A 21323-nucleotide genomic window follows, 5' to 3' on the forward strand; every position below is an offset into this window, starting at 1 on the left:
CACATACGGGATTCAACAAAAAAAGCGACCTTTACAGAGTACCACAAAATCTTTGGAAAGAGCCAGAACTAATCTGTACAGCTTTGTGTTACTATATGGATTGTTAAGTTATTGGTTCCGGCAGCTGTTAATAGGAGTTATGGAAAAGAGGTGTTTAAGATGAGTGAAGCATTAACATCACTTCAAGAGCGGTATGAAAGCTTGAAAGAGCAGGTGTCTCTGGATGAAACGGCTCAGGCCTTATTTGCAGAACTGTTCGCAGAAGCGGAGCGACTTCAGGCAAGTAACCTGACGTTACGCAGAACGATTTTGAAGTCTTCTTCCAAAGAATCACGTATGTCTACCAAACTGCGGGATGCTTTATACGAATGACCCGGGGGTTACTCCGGGTCCTCTTCTGTCTTTAATTTGCGAGGGAATAGAATACCTGCTGTAATTCTGGCAATCATGGCAAAGGTGAGACCAATGCCTGCAAACATGTAGATCACGGTAAAGGCTTTGCTGAATCCGGTGGATGGCACAAAATCAGGATGTCCCACTGTAGTCAAAGTAACCGCACAGAAGTATAACGCATCGATCCAGTGCAGACCTTCAACACGAGTGTAAAACAAAGTGCCTGACAGCAACGTTGCTGCGGTTAACGCGAACAGAGCCAGAAACTTGGGGTCTTTGAACGCATGAAAAATGCCTTTGAGCAATCGCTGTAACGTGATTAGAAATGATACCATGATGATCCATCCTGTCTATGTAAAGTTGTAGGTATGTTGTATAAACACACAAAAAGCCCGGACTCATGGAGTCCTTCCGGGCGTCTCTGCTTTTTCGGATACACTTTTGGACCGGAAACGGGGACCTACATAATTACGCTTGCGGTCACGGAACAGGATCCAGCCTCCCAGAAAACTCATACCTGCCGCAAAAAGGACAAGTCCACCAGCAAAGGAAAGCCACTGGAAACCTGGTGAGATCAGTTCGTTCCCGTGCTCGGCATAATATAGGAACAGGGCATCTTTCATCATCAGAAAACCCTTCATTGCCATTAAACCGGGAATGACCAGAACAACAATCGCCAAAAATCGGGCAAAGACTAATCTTGTATTCATGAGCAATATACCCTTTCTGCCAAAGTCGACATTAAATAAAGGTTACGCTTACAGATCATACCTGATTCCATCATAGCTTGGAATGCATAGGCTGTCCATGTGTGATTGGCTCAAACTTTGAGTTGACCGCTCAAGGAGAGTACAATGGTAGATAGAGGGTATAAGCCAAACCATGATTCAAGCCATCATCATTTTAATAAATCATATTGAAATTTGATTCATAGAGGAGAGCATGAGAGATGCCAATTACATGTGATGTTGCAATACTTGGAGGAGGGACCGGTGGATATGTAGCCGCGATCCGGGCTGCACAGCTGGGGAAACAGGTCGTTATTATTGAGAAGGATAAGCTTGGCGGAACCTGTCTGCATCGTGGCTGTATTCCGAGTAAGGCTCTGCTGAAAAGCGCGGAAGTATACGCCGAGATCCAGGAGAGCGAGACGTATGGTATCGAGACAGCTGGAGCCACCCTTGTATTTCCCAAAGTACAGGCGCGAAAGGATGCAATTGTCGAACAGCTCCATCAGGGCGTTCAATATTTGATGAAAAAAAATAAAATCCAGGTTGTACACGCGAAAGGTCGCGTCATCGGACCATCCATCTTCTCCCCACAGAGCGGAGCAGTCGCTGTAGAGTTCGAAGATGGCGAGATGGATACGGTTGTGCCAACCAATCTGATTATTGCTACCGGTTCACGTCCACGTGTGCTGCCGGGCCTGGAACCGGACGGCAAGTTCATTATGAGCAGTGACGAAGCCCTGCGTATGGATGAGCTTCCTGCATCACTCATCATTGTCGGTGGGGGTGTGATTGGACTGGAGTGGGCATCCATGCTGAATGACTTTGGCGTAGACATCACAGTAGTAGAAGCAGCTGCTCACGTGTTGCCTGCCGAGGATGAGGATGTTGCCAGAGAAATGCAGCGATTGCTCGGCAAACGAGGTGTTCGTTTCCTGACAGGTGCCACTGTTCTAACGGAAACATATAGCACAGATCAAGAGGGCATCCAGATTGATGTGCAGCTTGGTGACGATAAGCAGGAAACGCTGAGAGCGGAGAAAATGCTCGTATCGGTTGGACGCCAGGCCAATGTCGAAAATATCGGACTGGAAAATACAGATATCAAACTGGAACGCGGCTTCATCGCTGTGAACAAACAGTTACAAACCGGCGAAGGTCACATCTACGCCATTGGCGACTGCATCGGCGGTCTACAGCTTGCACATGCCGCCAGTCATGAAGGCATTCTCGCTGTCGATCATCTGGCGGGGGAAACGGTACATGCCGTAGAATCTCATCGCATCCCGCGCTGTGTGTATACACGTCCGGAAGCAGCCAGCATCGGATTCACCGAGCGTGAAGCCAAAGAACGTGGCTATGAACTCAAAACAGGCAAGTTCCCATTCTCGGCCATTGGCAAATCACTCATTCATGGAAGTCGTGATGGATTCGTGAAGGTAATCGCAGATGCCAAGACGAATGATATATTGGGGGTACATATGATTGGAACCCATGTGACGGAATTGATCGCTGAAGCCTCATTGGCTCAGATGCTGGATGCCACACCTTGGGAAGTCGGACAAACCATCCATCCACACCCTTCTCTGTCGGAAATCATGGGTGAAGCCATGCTGGCGGTCGATGGAAAGGCCATTGGAATATAAGTCAAACAGGCTTATGAGAAAGGTCCTTTCCTTTTTTGGGCAAAAGGGATTATAATAAGGTTAAGCCAAGTCTTAGTACCAGGTTATAAGATCGGGTGGTAAGAATGGCACAGGCTCTGATTAAAAGGAGGTACCTCATATGAGTTCAAAAGGTACTGCAGACGCGGTCCACAGGCATCAACAGCTGGGACTTAGCGATGGTGAAGTATTGGATATGTACAAATACATGCTGCTCGCACGCAAGTTTGATGAGCGTTGCTTACTCTTGCAGCGTGCCGGCAAAATTAACTTTCACGTATCCGGTGTAGGACAGGAAGCTGCGCAAGTAGGCGCCGCTTTTGGTCTGGATCGGGATCACGATTATTATTTACCTTATTACCGCGATTACGGTTTTGTACTGGCAGTAGGCATGACTCCGCGTGAGTTGATGTTGTCTGCATTTGCGAAGGCAGAAGATCCGAATAGTGGCGGTCGGCAAATGCCGGGTCACTTCGGTCACAAAAAGCTGCGGATTGTGACGGGTTCCAGCCCGGTAACAACACAAGTTCCACACGCTGTTGGTTTTGCGCTGGCTGCCAAAATGAAGAAGCAAGAATTTGTTTCTTTTGTTACGTTTGGTGAAGGATCCAGCAATCAGGGGGACTTCCACGAAGGAGCCAATTTTGCAGGTGTGCACAAATTACCTGTCATTATTATGTGTGAGAACAATCAGTATGCAATTTCGGTACCGATTCACAAACAGCTGAGCGGCAAAATATCCGATCGAGCACAAGGATACGGGTTCCCCGGACTGCGTGTAGATGGTAACGATGCATTGGAAGTATACGCTGCAGTGAAGGAAGCACGTCGCCGTGCTATTGCCGGAGAAGGCCCGACACTGATTGAAGCGATGATGTATCGGTTGTCTCCTCATTCCACCTCCGACAATGATCTGGCTTACCGGACCAAAGAGGAAGTGGAGGAGAACTGGAAGAAAGATGGCGTTCCTCGCATGAAAAACTATTTGATCGATTGTGGCATCTGGGATGAAGCCCGGGATGCGGATCTGGCTTCCCAGCTTGCGCTGGAAATGAAAGAAGCAACTGAATATGCAGACAACGCGCCATATCCGAAACCTGAGGACACTCTGACGCACGTTTATGCGGACAGCGAAGAAGGGGGACGGTAAGGATGGCAGTGATGGAATATATTGATGCAATCCGTCTCGCGATGAAAGAAGAGATGGAACGGGATGAGAATGTTTTTATCCTTGGTGAAGACGTAGGTCTCAAAGGTGGTGTGTTTACCACAACCAAAGGGTTGCAAGATCAGTTTGGCGAAATGCGAGTGATGGACACACCATTGTCTGAATCCGCTATTGCAGGTGTTGCCATTGGTGCAGCGATGTATGGCATGAAGCCGATTGCCGAAATGCAATATTCGGACTTTATGCTGCCAGCAACAAACCAGATCATTAGTGAAGCGGCCAAGATCCGCTATCGTTCCAACAATGACTGGAGCTGTCCGATTGTTATCCGTGCGCCGATTGGTGGCGGGATCTTCGGTGGGTTGTATCACTCCCAATGTCCGGAATCGATCTTCTTTGGTACACCTGGTCTAAAAATTATAGCTCCCTACTCGGCATACGATGCCAAGGGACTGCTCAAGGCCGCTATTCGTGACCCGGACCCGGTACTCTTTTTTGAAAATAAAAAATGCTACAAACTTATCAAGGAAGATGTGCCTGAAGATGATTACATCGTTCCGATTGGTAAAGCCAACGTACTTCGTGAGGGTGCGGATATTACGGTGATCGGTTACAGTCAGCCGCTGCATTTTGTCATGCAGGCTGCGGAGGAGCTGGAGCGTGAAGAAGGCATTACAGCACATGTTCTCGATCTGCGCACATTGCAACCGTTGGATCGTGAAGCGATTATTGCTTCCGCTCGTCTGACAGGCAAAGTGCTGATCGTACACGAAGATAACAAAACGGGTGGTGTAGGTGCCGAAGTTGCCGCTATTATTAGTGAGGAATGTCTGTTTGAACTGGATGCACCGATTCAGCGTCTTTGCGGACCTGACGTGCCGGCCATGCCAATTAGCCCAACATTGGAGAAATTCTACATGCTGAGCAAGGACAAAGCCAAAGCAGCAATGCGTACACTGGCCGAGTTTTAATTTCGTTTTTTAAAAGTAAAGTTTGGAGTGATAATCAAATGGCTGAACGTATGAAATGGATCGAGGTCATTATGCCGCAATTGGCGGAATCGCTGGTCTCGGCTACCATAGGCAAATGGTTGAAAAAACCGGGCGACCGTGTGGAACAGTACGAGCCGATCTGTGAAGTAATTACCGATAAAGTCAATGCTGAGATTCCATCCACTGTGGATGGAATTATGGGTGACCTTTTGGTGGAAGAGGGCACAACGATTGCTGTTGGTGAAGCAATCTGCCGCATGCAGGTCGCAGCTTCCAACGAAGAAGCGGCTGAGCAAGTAACACAAGTATCGCAGCAACAGGAGCAAGTGCAGCAACATGCGAGCCACTCTCCTGTTGCCGCCTCAAATACAGCAGCACATGACCCCAACCAGCCGATGCGAAATCGGTATTCCCCGGCAGTGCAATCCTTGGCAGCTGAGCATGGCTTGAACTTGCAAAGCATCCAAGGCACCGGTGCCGGTGGCCGGATTACCCGCAAAGATGTGCTAACATTTGTTGCACAAGGAGGTAACGCGGCTGGGTCGTCTGCGCAAGCATCATCTGCAGCTGTACAGCATGCGCCTTCTGGCGTGCCGTCTGCTTCTCCATTCAGCGGAGTGAATCGTGGAAATGGTGAAATGGGTTTAACCGCGGGAGAAGCGATCTCAGCATCCGATGCGGGTGTTCCTGTGAGACATTCTGGCATTCATCTGACCGAAAGTCCGAAAATTCCACAGATCGAAGTGGAAGGTGGCGGCCAGGGAAGATCGGAGTATTTCATCGATGTTACCCCTGTGCGTAATGCCATTGCTCGAAACATGCGTCAGAGCGTATCGGAAATCCCGCATGCATGGACGATGATCGAAGTAGACGTAACAAATCTCGTGATGCTGCGCAATAAACTCAAGGATGAGTTCAAGCGTAAGGAAGGCATCAATCTGACATACCTTTCCTTCATGATGAAGGGAGTCGTTAACGCGATTAAAGACTTCCCGATTATGAACTCGGTATGGGCAGTCGATAAAATTATCGTTAAACGGGACATTAACTTGTCCATGGCGGTAGGGACCGAAGATTCCGTACTGACACCGGTAATCAAACATGCCGATCAGCGTAATATCGCAGGTCTGGCTCGTGAAGTGGATGAGCTGGCTCGCAAAACGCGCGAGGGTACATTGAAGCTGGACCATATGCAGGGTGGTACGTTCACAGTGAACAACACGGGTTCATTCGGATCGATCCTGTCCCAGCCAATCATTAACTATCCACAGGCAGCGATTCTTACATTCGAGTCGATTGTCAAGAAACCAGTGGTTATTAATGATATGATCGCCGTTCGTTCGATGGCTAATCTGTGTCTGTCGCTGGATCATCGAATCCTGGATGGCGTAATCAGCGGACGTTTCTTGCAACGTGTCAAAGAAAACCTGGAAGGATACACCATGGAAACCAAGGTGTATTAAGTAAATAGATGAAGGACGGGAAAGTGTATGTGCCGCAGGCCGTGCACTTTTCCGGCTGTCTACGGACATGTGCTCAATTTTACATTGAACATGAAGCAGAAGGGTGTGGGGAAATCATGAGCAAGCCGCTGGATGTTGCATACATACCGATGCTTGATTATGAAGTGGCTTGGAACCGCCAGAAAGCGATTGTACAGCGATTGGACGAGGGCGAGGGAGCGGAGCAGATGCTGCTTTTACAGCACCCGCCAACGTATACGATGGGCTCACAAAATCATCCGGAGCATCTGCTTCTCAGTCCGGAAGAGTTGCGCGAGCAAGGGATCTCTTTGTTTCAAATTGACCGTGGCGGTGATATTACTTATCATGGTCCGGGCCAGTTGGTAGGCTACCCGTTATTGGTTCTTGGTCGGGATGAAGACTTGGATCTACACGCATATTTACGTAAACTTGAGCAAGTGCTTATGGATTATCTATCAGACCAGGGCATTGAAGCCGGACGCAAAGAGGGTTACACCGGTGTGTGGGTTGGCGATATGAAGATTGCTGCGATCGGCATCAAATTTAATCGGTGTAAACACCGCCGCGGTTTCGTGACCAGTCACGGATTTGCTTTTAACATCACCTCAGGCATTCAACATGCTGGTTTTCAGGGGATCGTTCCTTGTGGAATTGAGCAGTATGGCGTTACCTCACTGGAGGATATAACGGGTAAGTCCTATGCAGTGGAACAGGTAGCGCGCGAGATTGTTCCGTACTTTAATCGCATTTTTCCATATCAAATCAATTGGGTCACCGAAAAAGAAGCCCTTCAACGTCTGTAAACAGACCATCGAAAGGCTTCAGGTTGCTATCCGAACAGTAACGGTTCGAGAGCTATGAAAAGGGTGGACCCGATCATGGCGATCAGCATGAGATAGATGATGATTTTGAACCATTTCTTTTTTTGCATGATGAGAGAACTCCTTTCAACAAAAAGTAAACAAGCCATAGTAATTGTATTGTACCGTATCCACGAGAGGGAGGAAAGTCCTATGATTAAACAACAACGTGTTATCGATCAGTTCATGGAACTGGTGCAGATTAATAGTGAAACGAAAAACGAACAGAACATCTCGAAGGTGTTAAAAGAACAGTTTGCAGAGCTTGGTCTTCATGTCTATGAGGACGACACCATGGAGCAAACCGGACATGGCGCCGGAAACCTCGTCATTACCTGGGAAGCCGAAGGAACAGAAGGGGTTGCACCGATCTTTTTCACATGTCATATGGACACCGTAACGCCGGGACAGGGAATTAAGCCTGAACTGGGTGAAGATGGCTGGATTCGCAGTGATGGAACAACGATCCTTGGAGCAGATGACAAGGCTGGGATTGCGGCGTTGTTCGAAGCGATTCGTGTGGTCCAGGAAAACAACATTCCGCATGGCAAAATTCAATTGGTTATTACAGTCGGTGAAGAGTCTGGTCTGGTAGGCGCGCGCGCCATGAATCCGAAGGATATCGATGCTGAGTTTGGTTATGCACTTGACTCCAATGGTGCTGTAGGCACGATCTGTGTAGCTGCACCGGCCAGAGCTGAAATTCAAATGAGCATCTATGGGAAGTCCGCACATGCGGGCGTGAACCCGGAAGACGGGATCAGCGCCATACAGGTTGCAGCGAAAGCCATTGCAGCCATGAAGCTTGGACGAATTGATGATGAGACAACCGCGAACATTGGCAAATTCCAGGGTGGATCAGCACTCAACGTGGTATGTGACTTTGTACAGATTGAGGCGGAAGCCCGCAGTATTGTGCAGGAGAAAGTGGAATTGCAGGTTGCACAGATGCGTGAAGCGTTGGAAACGACATGCCGCAAATACGGTGCAACGGCTGAATTCAGAAGCGAGATCCTGTATCCTGCATTTGGTTTCCATGATGAACATGAGGTTGTACAACTTGCGCAGCGTGCCATTCGCAGTCTGGGGCTGGAGACAAGTACGTTTGCCTCTGGTGGTGGCAGTGATGCCAACATCTTTAACGGATTCGATATTCCGACAGTGAATCTGGCGGTAGGGTATGAGGATATTCATACAACCAAAGAGCGCATTCGTGCCGAAGACATTGTGAAGTTGTCTCAGGTGGTTGTGGCTATTATTCAGGAAACGGCAGCAGACAAGAAATAATATAGAGCACGTGTTACCTCACATGTTGTTAGACAAAAGTCCGAACCCGGTCTGTGGATTCGGACTTTTTGTGAATTCATGTTATATTTCATGGGAGAAGATTCGTTTATTTACGTCCTGCGAGCAGATCGATTAACTTGGCATCTGGGCCCCACTCGCGCAACCATTGTTTAAGTATGAGCTGTACTTGCCGGGCTTGTCCTACCACGTGTACGGATTGAGGCGTCATATAACTGTTCATTAAAAGTCCCCCTGATTCGTTTATATTTGCTGTGAGAGTTCTATAAGCTCACCATATGCCCAAAATCAGAAAATTATACATTCACCAATATATAAATTGAGCTAATCCTTTACACAAGAACGGAGAGGACAGAAATAACCAAGAGAAGCGGAGCGTTCGCCTAAAAGCTTTCTGAAAGAAAGCTGCATCGTAAGCATAAGCTATCACCAAATTTTATCTATTAGTTAAAGAAATCAAAAAAATCTGGGGATAACAGCGATCGAAGGGTTGTTCTGTCATTGGAGTGGTTAGTGTAAATATTCTTAGTCCATTTATATATAATCCTACGATATGGAGTTGAAGAACGAATGAAACCAAACCAATCTGCCCAATCCATTCATGCGGCGCAAGCTGCCAATCCGAAGCTGGATGAAGTGACCGTATCCACCAAGCCGATCTTCGAGGGAAAAGTGATTTCACTACAGGTCGATACGGTTAAGCTACCAAACGGCCAAACGGCTACACGTGAGATTATCCGGCATCCGGGTGCTGTAGCTGTACTTGCGCTAAACGGGGATCGCATGCTTGTTGTAGATCAGTATCGTCAGGCAATGGGACGCACCGAAGTAGAGATTCCTGCGGGGAAACTGGACCCGGGTGAAGAGCCAGAGGTTGCTGCAGCACGTGAATTGCGAGAAGAGACAGGATATGTAGCCAAGTCGCTACGTCATTTGCGTTCGTTCTACACCTCACCAGGGTTCGCAGATGAGATCATTCATCTTTACATCGCCGAAGAGTTGGAAGCAGGGGACATGGCGCTGGACGAAGATGAATTCCTTGAAGTTGCCGAAATAACTCTGGAGGAAGCCTATGCGCTCATGGACGAGAACCGGATTAGTGATGCCAAAACGATGATGGCCGTGTACGCGTGGGATCTCTACAGAACGACAGGACGGTTCTAAGGATGCAAGATCAACTGGCAACGTCCGCCTTGTGGGATCCCTGTTATACAGACCTGCATATTCACATCGGACGAACGTCTCGCGGCGAGGCCGTTAAAATCAGCGGCAGTCGGGATCTGACATTTGAGAATATTGCCCGGGAAGCTTCGGAACGTAAAGGAATTCATTTGCTTGGTGTTATTGATTGTCATTCTCCGGTTGTGCAGATGGATATTGAGCAATTGCTGGAGAGTGGGACGATGTCCGAGATTGAGGGAGGCGGCATTGCCTACCAGGACACCACCATTCTGCTGGGTACAGAGATTGAGCTGCGCGAGCCTGGAACACGTGAATTTCATATGCTGGCGTACTTTCGTGATCTGAAAACGATGAAGTCCTTCACGGACTGGATGAAACGTTATATGAAAAATGTAAACCTCAGTTCTCAGCGGGTATACGTGCCCGCTCTTGAGATGCAGGCCGAGATTAAGGCCCGTGGTGGACTCATTGTGCCTGCACATGTGTTTACACCGCATAAAGGCATCTATGGCAGTACGGCGCCCCGTATGGGCGATGTACTGGATACCCGTCTTGTGGATGCGGTCGAGCTGGGCTTAAGCTCTGATTCATCGATGGCCAGTTATATTCAGGAATTGGATCATGTTCCGTTTCTGACCAATTCGGATGCCCACTCTCTCGGTAAGATTGGACGGGAGTATAATGAACTGCAAGTGGCTTCGCCTTCTTTTGATGAGTTCCGTATGGCACTTCAAGGAGAAGCAGGCAGAAGCATTGCCGCCAATTATGGACTGAATCCACGGCTGGGCAAATATCACCGTACTTACTGTGCAGCATGTGGCAGCATTATGGATGAGCAAGCGCTGTCAGCAGAGCGCTGTCCTCACTGTGGCAGTCTGAAGCTGGTGCAGGGGGTGCTGGATCGCATTCTGGCGATCTCTGATCGAGAGAGTCCTCATGTTCCTGCAAACAGACCAGCCTATCATTATCAGGTGCCACTGGAGTTCATTCCGGGACTTGGCAAAGCCAAACTGCGCCAGCTACTGGACCATTTTGGTACAGAAATGAACGTACTTCATCGCACGCGTGAGGAAGAGCTTGCTACGGTTGTTGGACCTGTGCTGGCAGGCCTGATTGTGGCTGCACGGAACGGACAACTGGAGCTGTCCTCCGGAGGTGGCGGCACGTACGGAAAGGTTACTGTTCAGGAAAGAGCTTCGGAGTGACCCGTGTAAATACTCCTAGGTTCAACTCATATAGCTTCGCTTCACGTAGAGCCAATCTGGACAAGAAGTCATACAGGTGCGTTCCGGTTCATAAGAATGACTATGAGGATGTAACTGAGAATCCTTGCAGCATGATAACCGGAAAGGGGACTCGTACCTGTATGCGCTCTTCCTACTTTACATTTAAAGGTCAGACTTCGTTATATGTATTCGTGGCTGTCTTGTTTCTGGTCGGCGTCATTTTTGGCGCACTCATGGTCAATGCATTGTCACTTGAGCAACGTCAGGATCTGGAGGGTTATCTCGGCAATTTCTTTATGACAGTGCAGCACAGCGCACAAGTGACTGATACCGGGGCATATTGGGACATTGCCATGCTTCATCTGAAATGGGTAGGTCTGATCTTTATTCTGGGTTTATCCGTCGTCGGACTGCCCGGCATACTGGTTCTGGATTTTCTGAAAGGTGTGCTCATTGGATTCACAGTGGGGTACCTTGTTGGGCAGTATTCCTGGAAAGGGCTGCTTTTTGCACTGGTGTCCGTGGCACCGCATAATTTGTTCGTCATTCCGATCCTGCTGATCTGCAGTGTGGCGGCCATGACGTTCTCGTTATACATCATTCGTAATCGTGTTTTGATGCAACGAACACCGGGTCGACAAAGGCCGTTTGCTTCATATATAGTGTTAACTTTGGTCATGGCTGCACTGCTGCTTGGCGTGGCGTCTTTTGAAACATGGGTTACACCTGCGATGATGCGCTGGGTCACACCAATGCTACTACCGGCCTAACGTGCACCGTATAGTGTAAAATGTTGACTTTAATTACGCACTCCCCCTATAATGAAAAGAGTGGGTTAAGTTGCAGTGTGCAGTGATTTCCTAGGGGGAGGGAGAAAATGGAAGCACGGATTGATAAAATTAAGCAGCAACTACAGTCCCAAGGATATAAATTAACGCCCCAGCGGGAAGCCACCTTAAGAGTACTTCTTGAGAATGAAGAAGATCATCTGAGCGCAGAAGATGTATTCATGCTCGTTAAAGAAAAGGCTCCCGAAATCGGTCTGGCAACCGTGTACCGTACCCTCGAACTGCTGAGTGAGCTGCATGTTGTAGAGAAAATCAACTTCGGCGACGGTGTAGCGCGTTATGATCTGCGCGGAGATACATCCAAGCATCACCATCATCACTTAATCTGTGTTCAATGCGGAAGTATGGATGAAATACGTGAAGACTGGCTTGGACCGCTTGAAGAGCGTTTGGAGCGGGAATTTAACTTTTCGGTAGTAGATCACCGACTGGACTTTCATGGAATTTGTTATCGTTGCAAAGCTAAAAATGAACAGAAACCCAAAGATGAAGAATAACATAGCATATCTTCAAGCTCTCACCGGCGGTTTTGACGGGAGAGCTTTTTTGGCACCGGAGTGATCTGGAGTTTACCCTGAATGGCATAAACCTGTGTTTATGGACATACCCTGATTCAAGGACAATACCGGATTCGAATCAGGAGGGGGACACGCCCATGATTATATCAGTACGGAGAGGGCTCCGTTTTATTCGATTTATTATATTTTTTGCCGCATTAGTTTATCTGTTCTATCATGTTCTGGATCTGTTTAATGGCTGGATCTCACCTGTGGATCAGTATCAGATGCCAACTGGAAATGCGATCAAAGTATTTCAGGAAACGGATTGGCCGGGTAATGGGGAAGGACGTCCTACGATGGCAGAGCGTCTCCGTCTGTTCTATTGGTACGGGGAGTAGCTTCGAACAGCCAGGGATGCAAATACGGGAGCAGTCTGCCCAATGCGGCAGGTCTGTCAGTTGAGGAGCGTTGTACATGAAACAGACGATACACGCCTATGCCTTATACTTGGAAGATGATAAAGGGATGTCAAGCAGCACACTTGAATCATATCTCCGAGACGTGGACAAGTTCATTGAATTTGCAGATAAGGAATATGGCATACGTGAAGCCGATCAGGTCAGACGCACGCATGTCGTCCTGTTTACAGGGCAACTCAAACAGGCAGGACGTGCAAACGCAACCATTGCCCGCAGCATCGTATCTCTGCGCTCCTACTTTCATTTTTTGATGCGGCGGGGTGATATTATACAGGACCCTACGTTCGATGTGGAAGCCCCCAAGGCGGATAAGACGCCTCCACAGGTGTTAACCATTCCTGAGATCGAACAGCTGCTGACAGCGCCTGATATTCGTTCACCGCAGGGTGTGAGAGATCGAGCGATGCTTGAGCTATTGTATGCTACAGGCATTCGGGTATCGGAACTGATTGCGCTCGACATTCGGGATGTACAGCCTGGCATGCGATTTATACGATGCGGCGGGGCAGGCAAGGAACGCATTCTTCCCATCGGTGCGCCAGCCGCACATTGGGCAAGTGTATATGTGGAGGAATTCCGCAATCAGTTGCTCAAAACCGATTCGGACGAGCAGGCACTGTTCGTGAATGTGTCTGGCAGGCGTTTAACCCGGCAAGGCTTCTGGAAGCTGCTCAAAAAAGCGGCGGTGGATGCGGGGATCTCGGAAGAAATTACGCCGCATACGCTACGTCATTCGTTCGCAGCACACCTGATTGCCAATGGGGCAGACACACGTGCGGTACAGGACATGCTGGGCCATGTGGAGCAGCCGGGACAACAATATGGCAATCATGGTCGCAAAACCATGAAAGAAATCTATGAAACCCATCATCCGAGGGCAAGATAGATTTTGACGCATGGCATTCACAAATAAATGCGGAACATCGGGCCGATTTAGGATAAAATAAATTGAATACATCTAAACGCCGTTATACATAAGACGGATCGTTTCAACTCAAGGAGGAACATACATCGCATGACAGCACTAAACCAACAAATGATTTCGGAAGCAGCATCTTATATTCAAAGCAAAAGCTCCATCAAGCCGGAAGTCGGTTTGATTTTGGGTTCGGGTTTGGGCGTACTGGCAGAACTGATTGAAGATGGCGTAAGTATTGCTTATCAGGATATTCCGCATTTTCCAGTGTCCACAGTAGAAGGACATGAAGGTGAGCTATTGGTCGGAACCATTAAAGGTCGTCCAGTGGTGATGATGAAAGGACGCTTCCACATGTACGAAGGATATGGTCCGGAACTGACAGCCTTCCCGGTACGTGTTATGAAAGAAATGGGTGTAGGTAGCCTGCTTGTAACGAATGCTGCAGGTGGCGTGAATACGTCATATGAAGCTGGAGACTTGATGCTGATCTCGGATCACTTGAATCTTACAGGCAAAAATCCACTGATCGGACCAAATGACGCTGCACTGGGCGTGCGTTTCCCTGATCTGTCGGAAGCATATAGCCGCCGTTTGCGTGCGCTGGCGAAGGATACGGCTGCATCACAAGGTTTTAACGTACGTGAAGGGGTATACGCAGGTATGCTCGGTCCGAACTATGAGACACCGGCAGAGATCAGAATGCTGCGTACATTGGGCGCAGACGCAGTGGGCATGTCCACTGTATCTGAAGTGATTGTGGCACGCCATGCAGGCCTGGAAGTGCTCGGTATTTCCTGTATCAGCAACATGGCTGCCGGAATTCTGGACCAGCCTCTGTCACATGATGAAGTGATGGAAACGACGGAACGTGTTCGTGAGTCGTTCCTGGCGCTGGTATTGGCAGTTATTCCTCAAATGTAATTAAGAATTGAGTAGATAAGGTTACCTCTTTGGATGAGAAATCATCGGGGTAACTTTTTTTTGTTGTGTTGAACGTACGGTTACTCATTCCTTGAGTGCAGTGCGTTTTTTTTGGCTATGACCACATTTTCAATAAAAGTTCGGGAAATCATGCTTTACATGGAATAATTTACTGGAAACGGGCCGACAATGATTAGCAGTACATGCATGGAACATGCAGTAAGCAAGTCATTTGAGGAGGTAACCTTGTGAAGAAAAGAATAATGGCATCGTTCATGACCCTTTGTATCCTGCTGTCCCTTATGGCATCAACGGCATTGGCTGAAGAAACACCGAAGGCAGCGGGAGGAACGGATCTAGCCCCGTCGGCGCGGTCTGCGATTTTAATGGATGCAGATACGGGAACGGTTATTTATGAGAAAAATAGTCATGATCAGCTGCCTCCGGCGAGCATTACAAAGATTATGACGATGCTGCTCACGATCGAAGCGATCGACTCGGGCAAGCTGAAGCTGACGGACAAGGTAAGAACGAGCGAATACGCAGCTTCCATGGGCGGTTCGCAGATCTTCCTGGAGCCCGGGGAAGAAATGACGGTCGATGACATGTTAAAAGGCATCGCGATGGCTTCGGGCAATGATGCCTCGGTAGCTATGGCTGAGAAGATCGCTGGCTCGGAAGAAGCCTTTGTACAGCTGATGAATGAGCGTGCGAAGGAGCTTGGCATGAAGGATACTCATTTTGCCAACTGTAACGGCCTTCCGGTCGATAATCATTATTCTTCCGCCCATGACATTGCCGTCATGAGCCGTGAACTGCTGAAGCATTCCGGGATTACGAAGTACACCGGTGCATATCAGGATTACCTTCGCAAAGATACGGAAAAACCATTCTGGCTGGTTAATACGAACAAGTTGGTTCGTTTTTATGAAGGGGCAGACGGTTTGAAAACAGGATATACGTCCGAAGCGAAATTCTGTCTGTCCGCTACAGCGTCCAAGGATGGACTGCGTGTCGTTTCCGTGGTACTCGGTGAACCCAATACCAAAACACGGAACAGTGAGGTGTCTTCGATGTTTGACTATGCTTTTAGTCAATATACGATGAAGGCTCTATACAAGGCAGGGGATCTGCTGGGCAGTCTGAGAATCGAAAAAGGGGAAGTTGCTGAATTGCCTCTGAATGCCATGCAAAATTATAGTGTGCTGATGCGCAAAGGAGTCAAATCCAACGACATCCGGCATGAATTACTGGTCGCCAAAGAATTGAAAGCTCCGATCAAAGCCGGGCAAAGTATAGGTAAACTTGTGGTGTACCAAGGCAATGACGTGATTAAGGAGTTCGACATTCAGGCTCCGCAGGATGTGAATAAGGCTGGATGGTGGAAGCTGTTCAAGCGGACGACGTCCAACCTGTTTGACTAAACGGCGATTTCCGCGAGTTGCACGCATCCTTCGAACATATTTTGTAGTTAAATAGGGGTTTTCTTCTAGTTTTGTCGGGGGGCAGGAAAAGCCTTCGGAAACGTAGAAATCCTTGTTCTAAGACAGGGAGGAGAGTGAGCAAACGTGAACTTGCATGTGGAAATGGAACACCATCGCGGGATTCTGATTGTACGATTATCCGGGGAGCTGGATCACCATACAGCTGACATGGTACGGATGCAGATGGATGAAGCCATCCAGCGGAGACAAAGCGAGCATCTCGTACTCAGCCTGAAAGATCTGCAATTTATGGACAGTTCAGGTCTGGGTGTCATTTTGGGAAGATACAAGCTCATTAAGAATAAAGGCGGCAAGATGGTAGTATGTGACGTCAATTCGCCAGTGTACCGTTTGCTGGAAATGTCGGGTTTGTTCAAGATTATGCCGATATACGAAAACGAGGGAACAGCTCTCTCAGGTCTGGAGGTCGTCTCATGAATGAAGGAACAGGGACAAATTTCATGAATCTGCAATTCGCGGCCAAGTCAGAGAATGAATCGTTTGCACGGGTAACCGTTGCTGCGTTTATCTCCCAGCTTGATCCAACGATGGACGAGCTAAGTGACCTGAAGACGGTCATTTCGGAAGCCGTGACCAACAGTATCATCCACGGATACAACAATAACTCCGAAGGTGTTGTGTCCATCCAGGCCGAGATTCGGGAAGACATGATTACGATTATTGTGGAAGACCGTGGTGAAGGAATCGAAGATCTTGAACTGGCCAAGCAGCCGCTATATACGTCCAAACCCGAACTTGAGCGGTCGGGCATGGGCTTCACCATTATGGAAAACTTTATGGATGAATTCGAAGTCAGCAGTGAGCCCGGCAGAGGCACCTCCATCAAGATGAAGAAAAGGATTGAATCCAAGAAAGCATTGTATAATTAGGGGTTGGTGTTCTTATGGATGCTGAAGTGAAACCATCTTCACAGACCTATTTGGACGATGCCGAGGTCAAACGGCTGATTGCGCTCAGTCAGTCGGGTGACCATGTCTCACGGGATACGCTGGTGAACTGCAACATCAGACTCGTCTGGTCCGTCGTACAGCGTTTTATGAACAGGGGATATGACCCGGAGGATCTGTTCCAGATTGGTTGTATCGGTCTGCTCAAGTCAGTGGACAAATTCGATCTCAGTTATGACGTGAAGTTCTCAACCTACGCGGTGCCGATGATCATCGGAGAAATCCAGCGATTCCTGCGGGATGATGGTACGCTGAAGGTCAGTCGTTCACTGAAAGAGATGGCGAATAAAGTCCGAAAGAAAAGGGACGAACTGTCCAAGCATTTGGATCGTTTGCCAACGATCAAGGAAGTTGCCGCGGAGCTGGGGGTAACCCCGGAGGAAGTTGTATTTGCCCAGGAAGCGAACAAACCACCGACTTCTATCCATGAGACGGTATTCGAGAATGACGGCGATCCCATTACGTTAATGGACCAGATTGCCGATGAGTCTCAGGAACGTTGGTTTGACAAGCTGGCGCTGAACGAAGCCATTGGTGGTCTCAGCGAGCGGGAGCGGTTAATCGTTTATCTTCGGTATTACCGGGATCAGACGCAGTCCGAGGTTGCCAGCAGACTGGGAATATCTCAGGTGCAGGTATCACGTCTGGAGAAAAAAATATTGCAATCCATCCGCGACCAGATCGCGCAGTGATTCGGGATTGTAAACAACAATATTGGCGTTTATATACCAATATACGACAACTAACAACCTTCTATCGCGCATTATGGCGAGGGAGGTTATTTGTTGTTAGTGAAACAAATAACCTCCCCTCTCTTTTAAATCCCTCCCTGCCACCTCCCAGTATATTTACTACAAACGTTTGGAAACGGGAGGATGACTGGTAGCGAAGGGATGGAATCGGTCAAAAGGAGCGAAGCATGAGGGTTCATCTAAGGGGATACATAAGCAACACAGGCGGCAGATTAGACCTGAAGAAGCGAAGCGTTCGCCTTTGTCTCCAAATTTCTACACAACTGTAGTCTAGACGGTCCCAGAAGACAACTCCAAAGTCATAGAATTTTGAGCAAAATAACCCCAAAAAGCTTTTCTTTCAATTCCCTCCTGCCCACCCATCCCAGCATATTTATTTCAAACGTTTGGAAACGGGAGGACGATGGGCAGCGGAGGGATGGAATCGGTCAAAAGGAGCGAAGCGTTCGCCTTTAGCACCGGATTTCCTCCTTGAAAAGGAGAGTTCAAGAAATCCGGGGATAACAGCGACCAATGACCGATCCATCCCGCAGCACTAGTACAACCTCCCGATCTTTTTCCAACCCGTTTGTAATAAATTTGCACATTCTTCAAATACTAACCTAAATTACGCAGTAAAGGAGTGCTATGGATGTCCCAGACACCCACTCCAATGGTCTACGTTCGTCTACGCAGCCGTATTCGCATCCAGAGGGGCAGAGCAGTCAAGCTTGGAGACATTGCCCATGTGCTGACTTCTTCTGAAGATCAGGAGGACAGGTTACTGGAGCTTGAACTGCTGCACCCTGGACCGGAGGACGGCAATCTGATCCTCATTGATATATTGCAGATTATTCCCAGCATTCGGCACATCTTGCCTGAGGTAAGCGTGGAACTGATTGGATCCGGCCATACACTTGTTGAAGTCATTGCGGGAAATGGTCAACCTTCCAAGTCTCTGTTCATATTGGTTTGGCTGCTGCTGTTCTTCGGATCGGCCTTAACCATTATGAATTTTCATGCCGATGTGAACATGCAGGAAGTACAGATTCGTATTGTGGAGATGCTTACAGGGCATCGGGATGAACATCCGTATCTGTTCCAAGTGGCGTATTCCATCGGCATTGGATTCGGGATGGCGGTATTCTTTAACCATTTGTTCAAGAAGAAGTGGAATGAGGAGCCTACCCCGCTCGAAGTGGAGATGTTTCTGTACCAACAAAATGTAGATAAATATGTGGTGATTGAAGAAAGCGAACGGATGCATGAGCAGGAACGCGGGGAGATGAATGCGGATGAGCGTTCTTAATGGAGCGATCAGCATTGTACTGGGCATCGCAGGGGGGATTGCCGTAGGAAGCGGCGTAATTGCGCTTATTCTGGTGCTCGATATGATCCCCAGATTGGCTCAAATTACGCAATCGTATGACAAGACCCATTGGTACGAAGGGGCGCTAATTGGTGGTTCGCTGCTCGGTACTGTGGCGGATTTTTGGCACTGGAAAATGCAGGGGGTGCTATTGCTCAGCCCGATCATTGGTCTGTTCTGTGGTGTGTTCATCGGCCTGCTGGCCGCGGCGCTCACTGAGGTACTCAATGTACTGCCCGTGCTAGCCAAAAGGCTGGGCATGAAACCTTATTTGTTTGGATTACTGCTCGCCATGATTTTGGGCAAAATGACAGGTTCCCTGTTTGATTTTTTTATATATCAGCGGTAGCTCGGGGCCATAGGAGGATGGAAAATGGATGAACGAACGGAACATACAGGCCAGGAAAATAGTGAAGGTATAACGGAAGAGATGTTACACAAGTCGGCTTATGAGATTCAAAAGGAGGAAGAGGAGAAAGCGTACGATAAGAAAAAACAGAATGAGATGTCCGATAGTATTGAGGAATCAGTGCAGTATTGGCAAGAAAATGATGATATTTCACCACGCATGAGTGAGAACAGATATACCCTGCAACAGGTGCTGGGGCTTGGAGAATCCTTCGACGTGAACATGAGGGAAATGGTTCTGGGTGGCAAGCACGTTGGATTGCTGATGATCACCGGCTTCGCGAAGGATGAGATATTGCTTGAAGTGTTAAAAAGATTGACCTATCTCACACCGGATGACGTGTCCGGACACGCACTCAAATCCTATTTTGAATGTTATATTCCCCATATTCAGGTAGAAAAAGTCGATAAGATGAGTGCTGTCATCAACAAGGTTCTTACCGGTATGAGCGCAATGTTCGTTGAAGGGGATCGCTCGGTCCTAATTATGGATACCCGCAGTTACCCGGTACGTTCACCGGAAGAACCTTCATTGGAAAGGGTAGTCCGAGGTTCCAGAGACGGCTTTACCGAGACGCTCCTGACCAACGTAACATTAGTGCGTCGCAGAATACGCGACCCTGGATTGAAGTTTGAGATCATGCAGGTGGGGCGGAGAACACAAACGGACGTCTGCGTGGTGTACATTGATGATATTGTGGATAAAGTGCAGGTGGATTCAGTCCGGGAAAAAATTCAGCGAGTGGATATCGATGGTATTCCCGCCGCCGATAAGCAGCTGGAGGAAGCGATTATCAACAAGGGATGGAATCCGTTCCCACTCGTTCGTTATTCAGAACGACCAGATGTTACAGCTTCTCATTTGCTGGAAGGACGAGTCGTCATTTTCGTAGACACTTCCCCCAGTGTGATGATTCTGCCTACGACCTTCTTCGACCTGTGTGAGCATGCGGAAGAGAACAGACAGACGGCCTTGATGGGAACCTATTTACGATGGGTGCGTTTTGCAGGGATTCTTATATCGTTGTTTTTGCTACCACTATGGCTTCTCATGGTTATCGACCCTTCGATTAAACCCATGGGACTCGACTTCATTGGTCCACAGGAAAATGTAAAGCTTCCGTTAATTCTACAGTTTCTCCTGATCGAACTTGGCGTCGACTTATTACGGATGGCAGCGGTTCATACGCCTACACCTCTGGCATCGGCCATGGGCTTGATCGCGGCCATTCTGGTCGGGGATATCGCCGTGAAAACGGGATATTTTGTCAATGAAGTTGTACTCTATATGGCCATCGCAGCCATCGGCATGTTTGCCACGCCAAGTTACGAGCTGGGTCTCGCCAATAGGCTGGTCAGGTTAGTTCTGCTCATTGCCGTAGCGATATTCAAGGTTCCGGGATTGGTCGTGGGCTGTACATTGCTTATATTGGCGCTTACCGTTCACCGGTCGTACAATTCTTCGTATCTCTGGCCTTTTATACCGTTTAATGCAAAGGCCCTGGGCAACTTTTTATTCCGGCTTCCGTTGCTGGAAAATAAAAAACGTCCATCATTCAATAAAACCCGTGACAACACCAAAATGTCCGATGATCCGGACGGGGAACTGCGAAAAAGTAAAAAACACAAATGATCTTCCGAAAAATCCATTCATCTCGCTGCCTAATTTGATATACTGGTGTAAAATCATTGGA

The 21323-nt window shown here is 48.3% G+C and carries 25 protein-coding genes; 21 read left to right on the forward strand and 4 right to left on the reverse strand.

Going from position 1 to position 21323, the window contains the following annotated elements:
* The first annotated feature begins 159 nt into the window (after window positions 1–159).
* Window positions 160–372 carry a hypothetical protein gene (locus HF638_RS21665; RefSeq protein WP_169482022.1) on the forward strand — a complete coding sequence of 71 codons (213 nt, stop codon included), beginning with the start codon at window positions 160–162 and terminating at the stop codon, window positions 370–372.
* 8 nt (window positions 373–380) lie between these two features.
* Here the strand turns inward: HF638_RS21665 and HF638_RS21670 are convergent, their stop codons facing one another.
* Window positions 381–728 carry a potassium channel family protein gene (locus HF638_RS21670; protein WP_062835249.1) on the reverse strand — a complete coding sequence of 116 codons (348 nt, stop codon included), beginning with the start codon at window positions 726–728 and terminating at the stop codon, window positions 381–383.
* A gap of 63 nt (window positions 729–791) precedes the next feature.
* Window positions 792–1103, reverse strand: coding sequence for a DUF2627 domain-containing protein (locus HF638_RS21675; protein ID WP_169482023.1), 312 nt, complete (start codon window positions 1101–1103; stop codon window positions 792–794).
* A 239-nt stretch (window positions 1104–1342) separates the two neighbouring features.
* On the opposite strand from HF638_RS21675, the gene lpdA reads away from it, so the two are divergent.
* The 5 genes from lpdA (at window position 1343) to lipB (ending at window position 7232) form a co-directional block, all read left to right on the forward strand.
* Window positions 1343–2767, forward strand: coding sequence for a dihydrolipoyl dehydrogenase (gene lpdA, locus HF638_RS21680; protein ID WP_169482024.1), 1425 nt, complete (start codon window positions 1343–1345; stop codon window positions 2765–2767).
* Between the two features lie 139 nt (window positions 2768–2906).
* Window positions 2907–3935, forward strand: a complete 1029-nt coding sequence (locus tag HF638_RS21685) for a thiamine pyrophosphate-dependent dehydrogenase E1 component subunit alpha (RefSeq protein WP_169482025.1) — start codon at window positions 2907–2909, stop codon at window positions 3933–3935.
* A 2-nt stretch (window positions 3936–3937) separates the two neighbouring features.
* Window positions 3938–4924: an alpha-ketoacid dehydrogenase subunit beta gene (locus tag HF638_RS21690; protein ID WP_017687621.1), complete on the forward strand. Its 987-nt coding sequence runs from the start codon at window positions 3938–3940 to the stop codon at window positions 4922–4924.
* Between the two features lie 38 nt (window positions 4925–4962).
* Complete coding sequence (locus tag HF638_RS21695; protein ID WP_169482026.1) at window positions 4963–6408, forward strand: dihydrolipoamide acetyltransferase family protein; 1446 nt, start codon at window positions 4963–4965, stop codon at window positions 6406–6408.
* A 116-nt stretch (window positions 6409–6524) separates the two neighbouring features.
* On the forward strand, window positions 6525–7232 hold the full coding sequence (lipB, locus tag HF638_RS21700; RefSeq protein WP_169482090.1) for a lipoyl(octanoyl) transferase LipB: 708 nt from the start codon (window positions 6525–6527) through the stop codon (window positions 7230–7232).
* Window positions 7233–7258: 26 nt separating this feature from the next.
* On the opposite strand, the gene prli42 is transcribed toward lipB, so the two are convergent.
* Window positions 7259–7360 (reverse strand): stressosome-associated protein Prli42, encoded by a 102-nt coding sequence (prli42, locus tag HF638_RS21705; protein WP_017687624.1) that lies wholly within the window; start codon window positions 7358–7360, stop codon window positions 7259–7261.
* 82 nt (window positions 7361–7442) lie between these two features.
* Between prli42 and HF638_RS21710 the strand changes: the two genes are divergently transcribed.
* Window positions 7443–8576 carry a M20/M25/M40 family metallo-hydrolase gene (locus HF638_RS21710; RefSeq protein WP_169482027.1) on the forward strand — a complete coding sequence of 378 codons (1134 nt, stop codon included), beginning with the start codon at window positions 7443–7445 and terminating at the stop codon, window positions 8574–8576.
* Between the two features lie 106 nt (window positions 8577–8682).
* Here HF638_RS21710 and HF638_RS21715 read toward each other — a convergent pair whose 3' ends face one another.
* Window positions 8683–8817 (reverse strand): Z-ring formation inhibitor MciZ, encoded by a 135-nt coding sequence (locus HF638_RS21715; protein ID WP_017687626.1) that lies wholly within the window; start codon window positions 8815–8817, stop codon window positions 8683–8685.
* A gap of 347 nt (window positions 8818–9164) precedes the next feature.
* Between HF638_RS21715 and HF638_RS21720 the strand changes: the two genes are divergently transcribed.
* The 14 genes from HF638_RS21720 to HF638_RS21785 all read left to right on the forward strand — a co-directional run bounded on the left by HF638_RS21720 (window position 9165) and on the right by HF638_RS21785 (window position 21262).
* A complete protein-coding gene (locus tag HF638_RS21720) occupies window positions 9165–9758 on the forward strand; it encodes an NUDIX domain-containing protein (protein ID WP_169482028.1) in 594 nt (197 codons plus the stop codon).
* A gap of 2 nt (window positions 9759–9760) precedes the next feature.
* Window positions 9761–10981: an endonuclease Q family protein gene (locus HF638_RS21725; protein WP_169482029.1), complete on the forward strand. Its 1221-nt coding sequence runs from the start codon at window positions 9761–9763 to the stop codon at window positions 10979–10981.
* Between the two features lie 161 nt (window positions 10982–11142).
* Window positions 11143–11772 carry a stage II sporulation protein M gene (gene spoIIM / locus HF638_RS21730; RefSeq protein WP_169482030.1) on the forward strand — a complete coding sequence of 210 codons (630 nt, stop codon included), beginning with the start codon at window positions 11143–11145 and terminating at the stop codon, window positions 11770–11772.
* Window positions 11773–11879: 107 nt separating this feature from the next.
* Window positions 11880–12347 carry a ferric iron uptake transcriptional regulator gene (gene fur / locus HF638_RS21735; RefSeq protein ID WP_036607866.1) on the forward strand — a complete coding sequence of 156 codons (468 nt, stop codon included), beginning with the start codon at window positions 11880–11882 and terminating at the stop codon, window positions 12345–12347.
* A gap of 158 nt (window positions 12348–12505) precedes the next feature.
* Window positions 12506–12748 (forward strand): DUF4227 family protein, encoded by a 243-nt coding sequence (locus HF638_RS21740; protein ID WP_017687632.1) that lies wholly within the window; start codon window positions 12506–12508, stop codon window positions 12746–12748.
* Window positions 12749–12824: 76 nt separating this feature from the next.
* A complete protein-coding gene (locus tag HF638_RS21745) occupies window positions 12825–13715 on the forward strand; it encodes a tyrosine recombinase (RefSeq protein WP_169482031.1) in 891 nt (296 codons plus the stop codon).
* 129 nt (window positions 13716–13844) lie between these two features.
* Window positions 13845–14669 (forward strand): purine-nucleoside phosphorylase, encoded by an 825-nt coding sequence (locus HF638_RS21750; protein WP_169482032.1) that lies wholly within the window; start codon window positions 13845–13847, stop codon window positions 14667–14669.
* A 302-nt stretch (window positions 14670–14971) separates the two neighbouring features.
* On the forward strand, window positions 14972–16093 hold the full coding sequence (locus HF638_RS21755; RefSeq protein ID WP_248278229.1) for a D-alanyl-D-alanine carboxypeptidase family protein: 1122 nt from the start codon (window positions 14972–14974) through the stop codon (window positions 16091–16093).
* A 144-nt stretch (window positions 16094–16237) separates the two neighbouring features.
* Window positions 16238–16591, forward strand: coding sequence for an anti-sigma F factor antagonist (gene spoIIAA / locus HF638_RS21760; protein WP_017687636.1), 354 nt, complete (start codon window positions 16238–16240; stop codon window positions 16589–16591).
* On the forward strand, window positions 16588–17043 hold the full coding sequence (gene spoIIAB, locus HF638_RS21765) for an anti-sigma F factor (RefSeq protein ID WP_036672324.1): 456 nt from the start codon (window positions 16588–16590) through the stop codon (window positions 17041–17043). Before spoIIAA ends, spoIIAB begins: the two co-directional genes overlap by 4 nt.
* A 14-nt stretch (window positions 17044–17057) precedes the next feature.
* A complete protein-coding gene (gene sigF / locus HF638_RS21770; RefSeq protein WP_036607856.1) occupies window positions 17058–17813 on the forward strand; it encodes an RNA polymerase sporulation sigma factor SigF in 756 nt (251 codons plus the stop codon).
* Window positions 17814–18504: 691 nt separating this feature from the next.
* The gene (locus HF638_RS21775) at window positions 18505–19161 is read left to right on the forward strand and encodes a stage V sporulation protein AA (RefSeq protein WP_169482034.1); all 657 of its coding nucleotides are present in this window, start codon (window positions 18505–18507) and stop codon (window positions 19159–19161) included.
* On the forward strand, window positions 19142–19570 hold the full coding sequence (locus HF638_RS21780; protein ID WP_169482035.1) for a stage V sporulation protein AB: 429 nt from the start codon (window positions 19142–19144) through the stop codon (window positions 19568–19570). The genes HF638_RS21775 and HF638_RS21780 overlap by 20 nt, the downstream gene beginning before the upstream one ends.
* 24 nt (window positions 19571–19594) lie before the next feature.
* The gene (locus HF638_RS21785; protein WP_169482036.1) at window positions 19595–21262 is read left to right on the forward strand and encodes a spore germination protein; all 1668 of its coding nucleotides are present in this window, start codon (window positions 19595–19597) and stop codon (window positions 21260–21262) included.
* The last annotated feature ends 61 nt before the right edge of the window (window positions 21263–21323 follow it).

It is taken from the genome of Paenibacillus sp. SZ31 (assembly GCF_012912005.1).
GTDB lineage: Bacteria > Bacillota > Bacilli > Paenibacillales > Paenibacillaceae > Paenibacillus.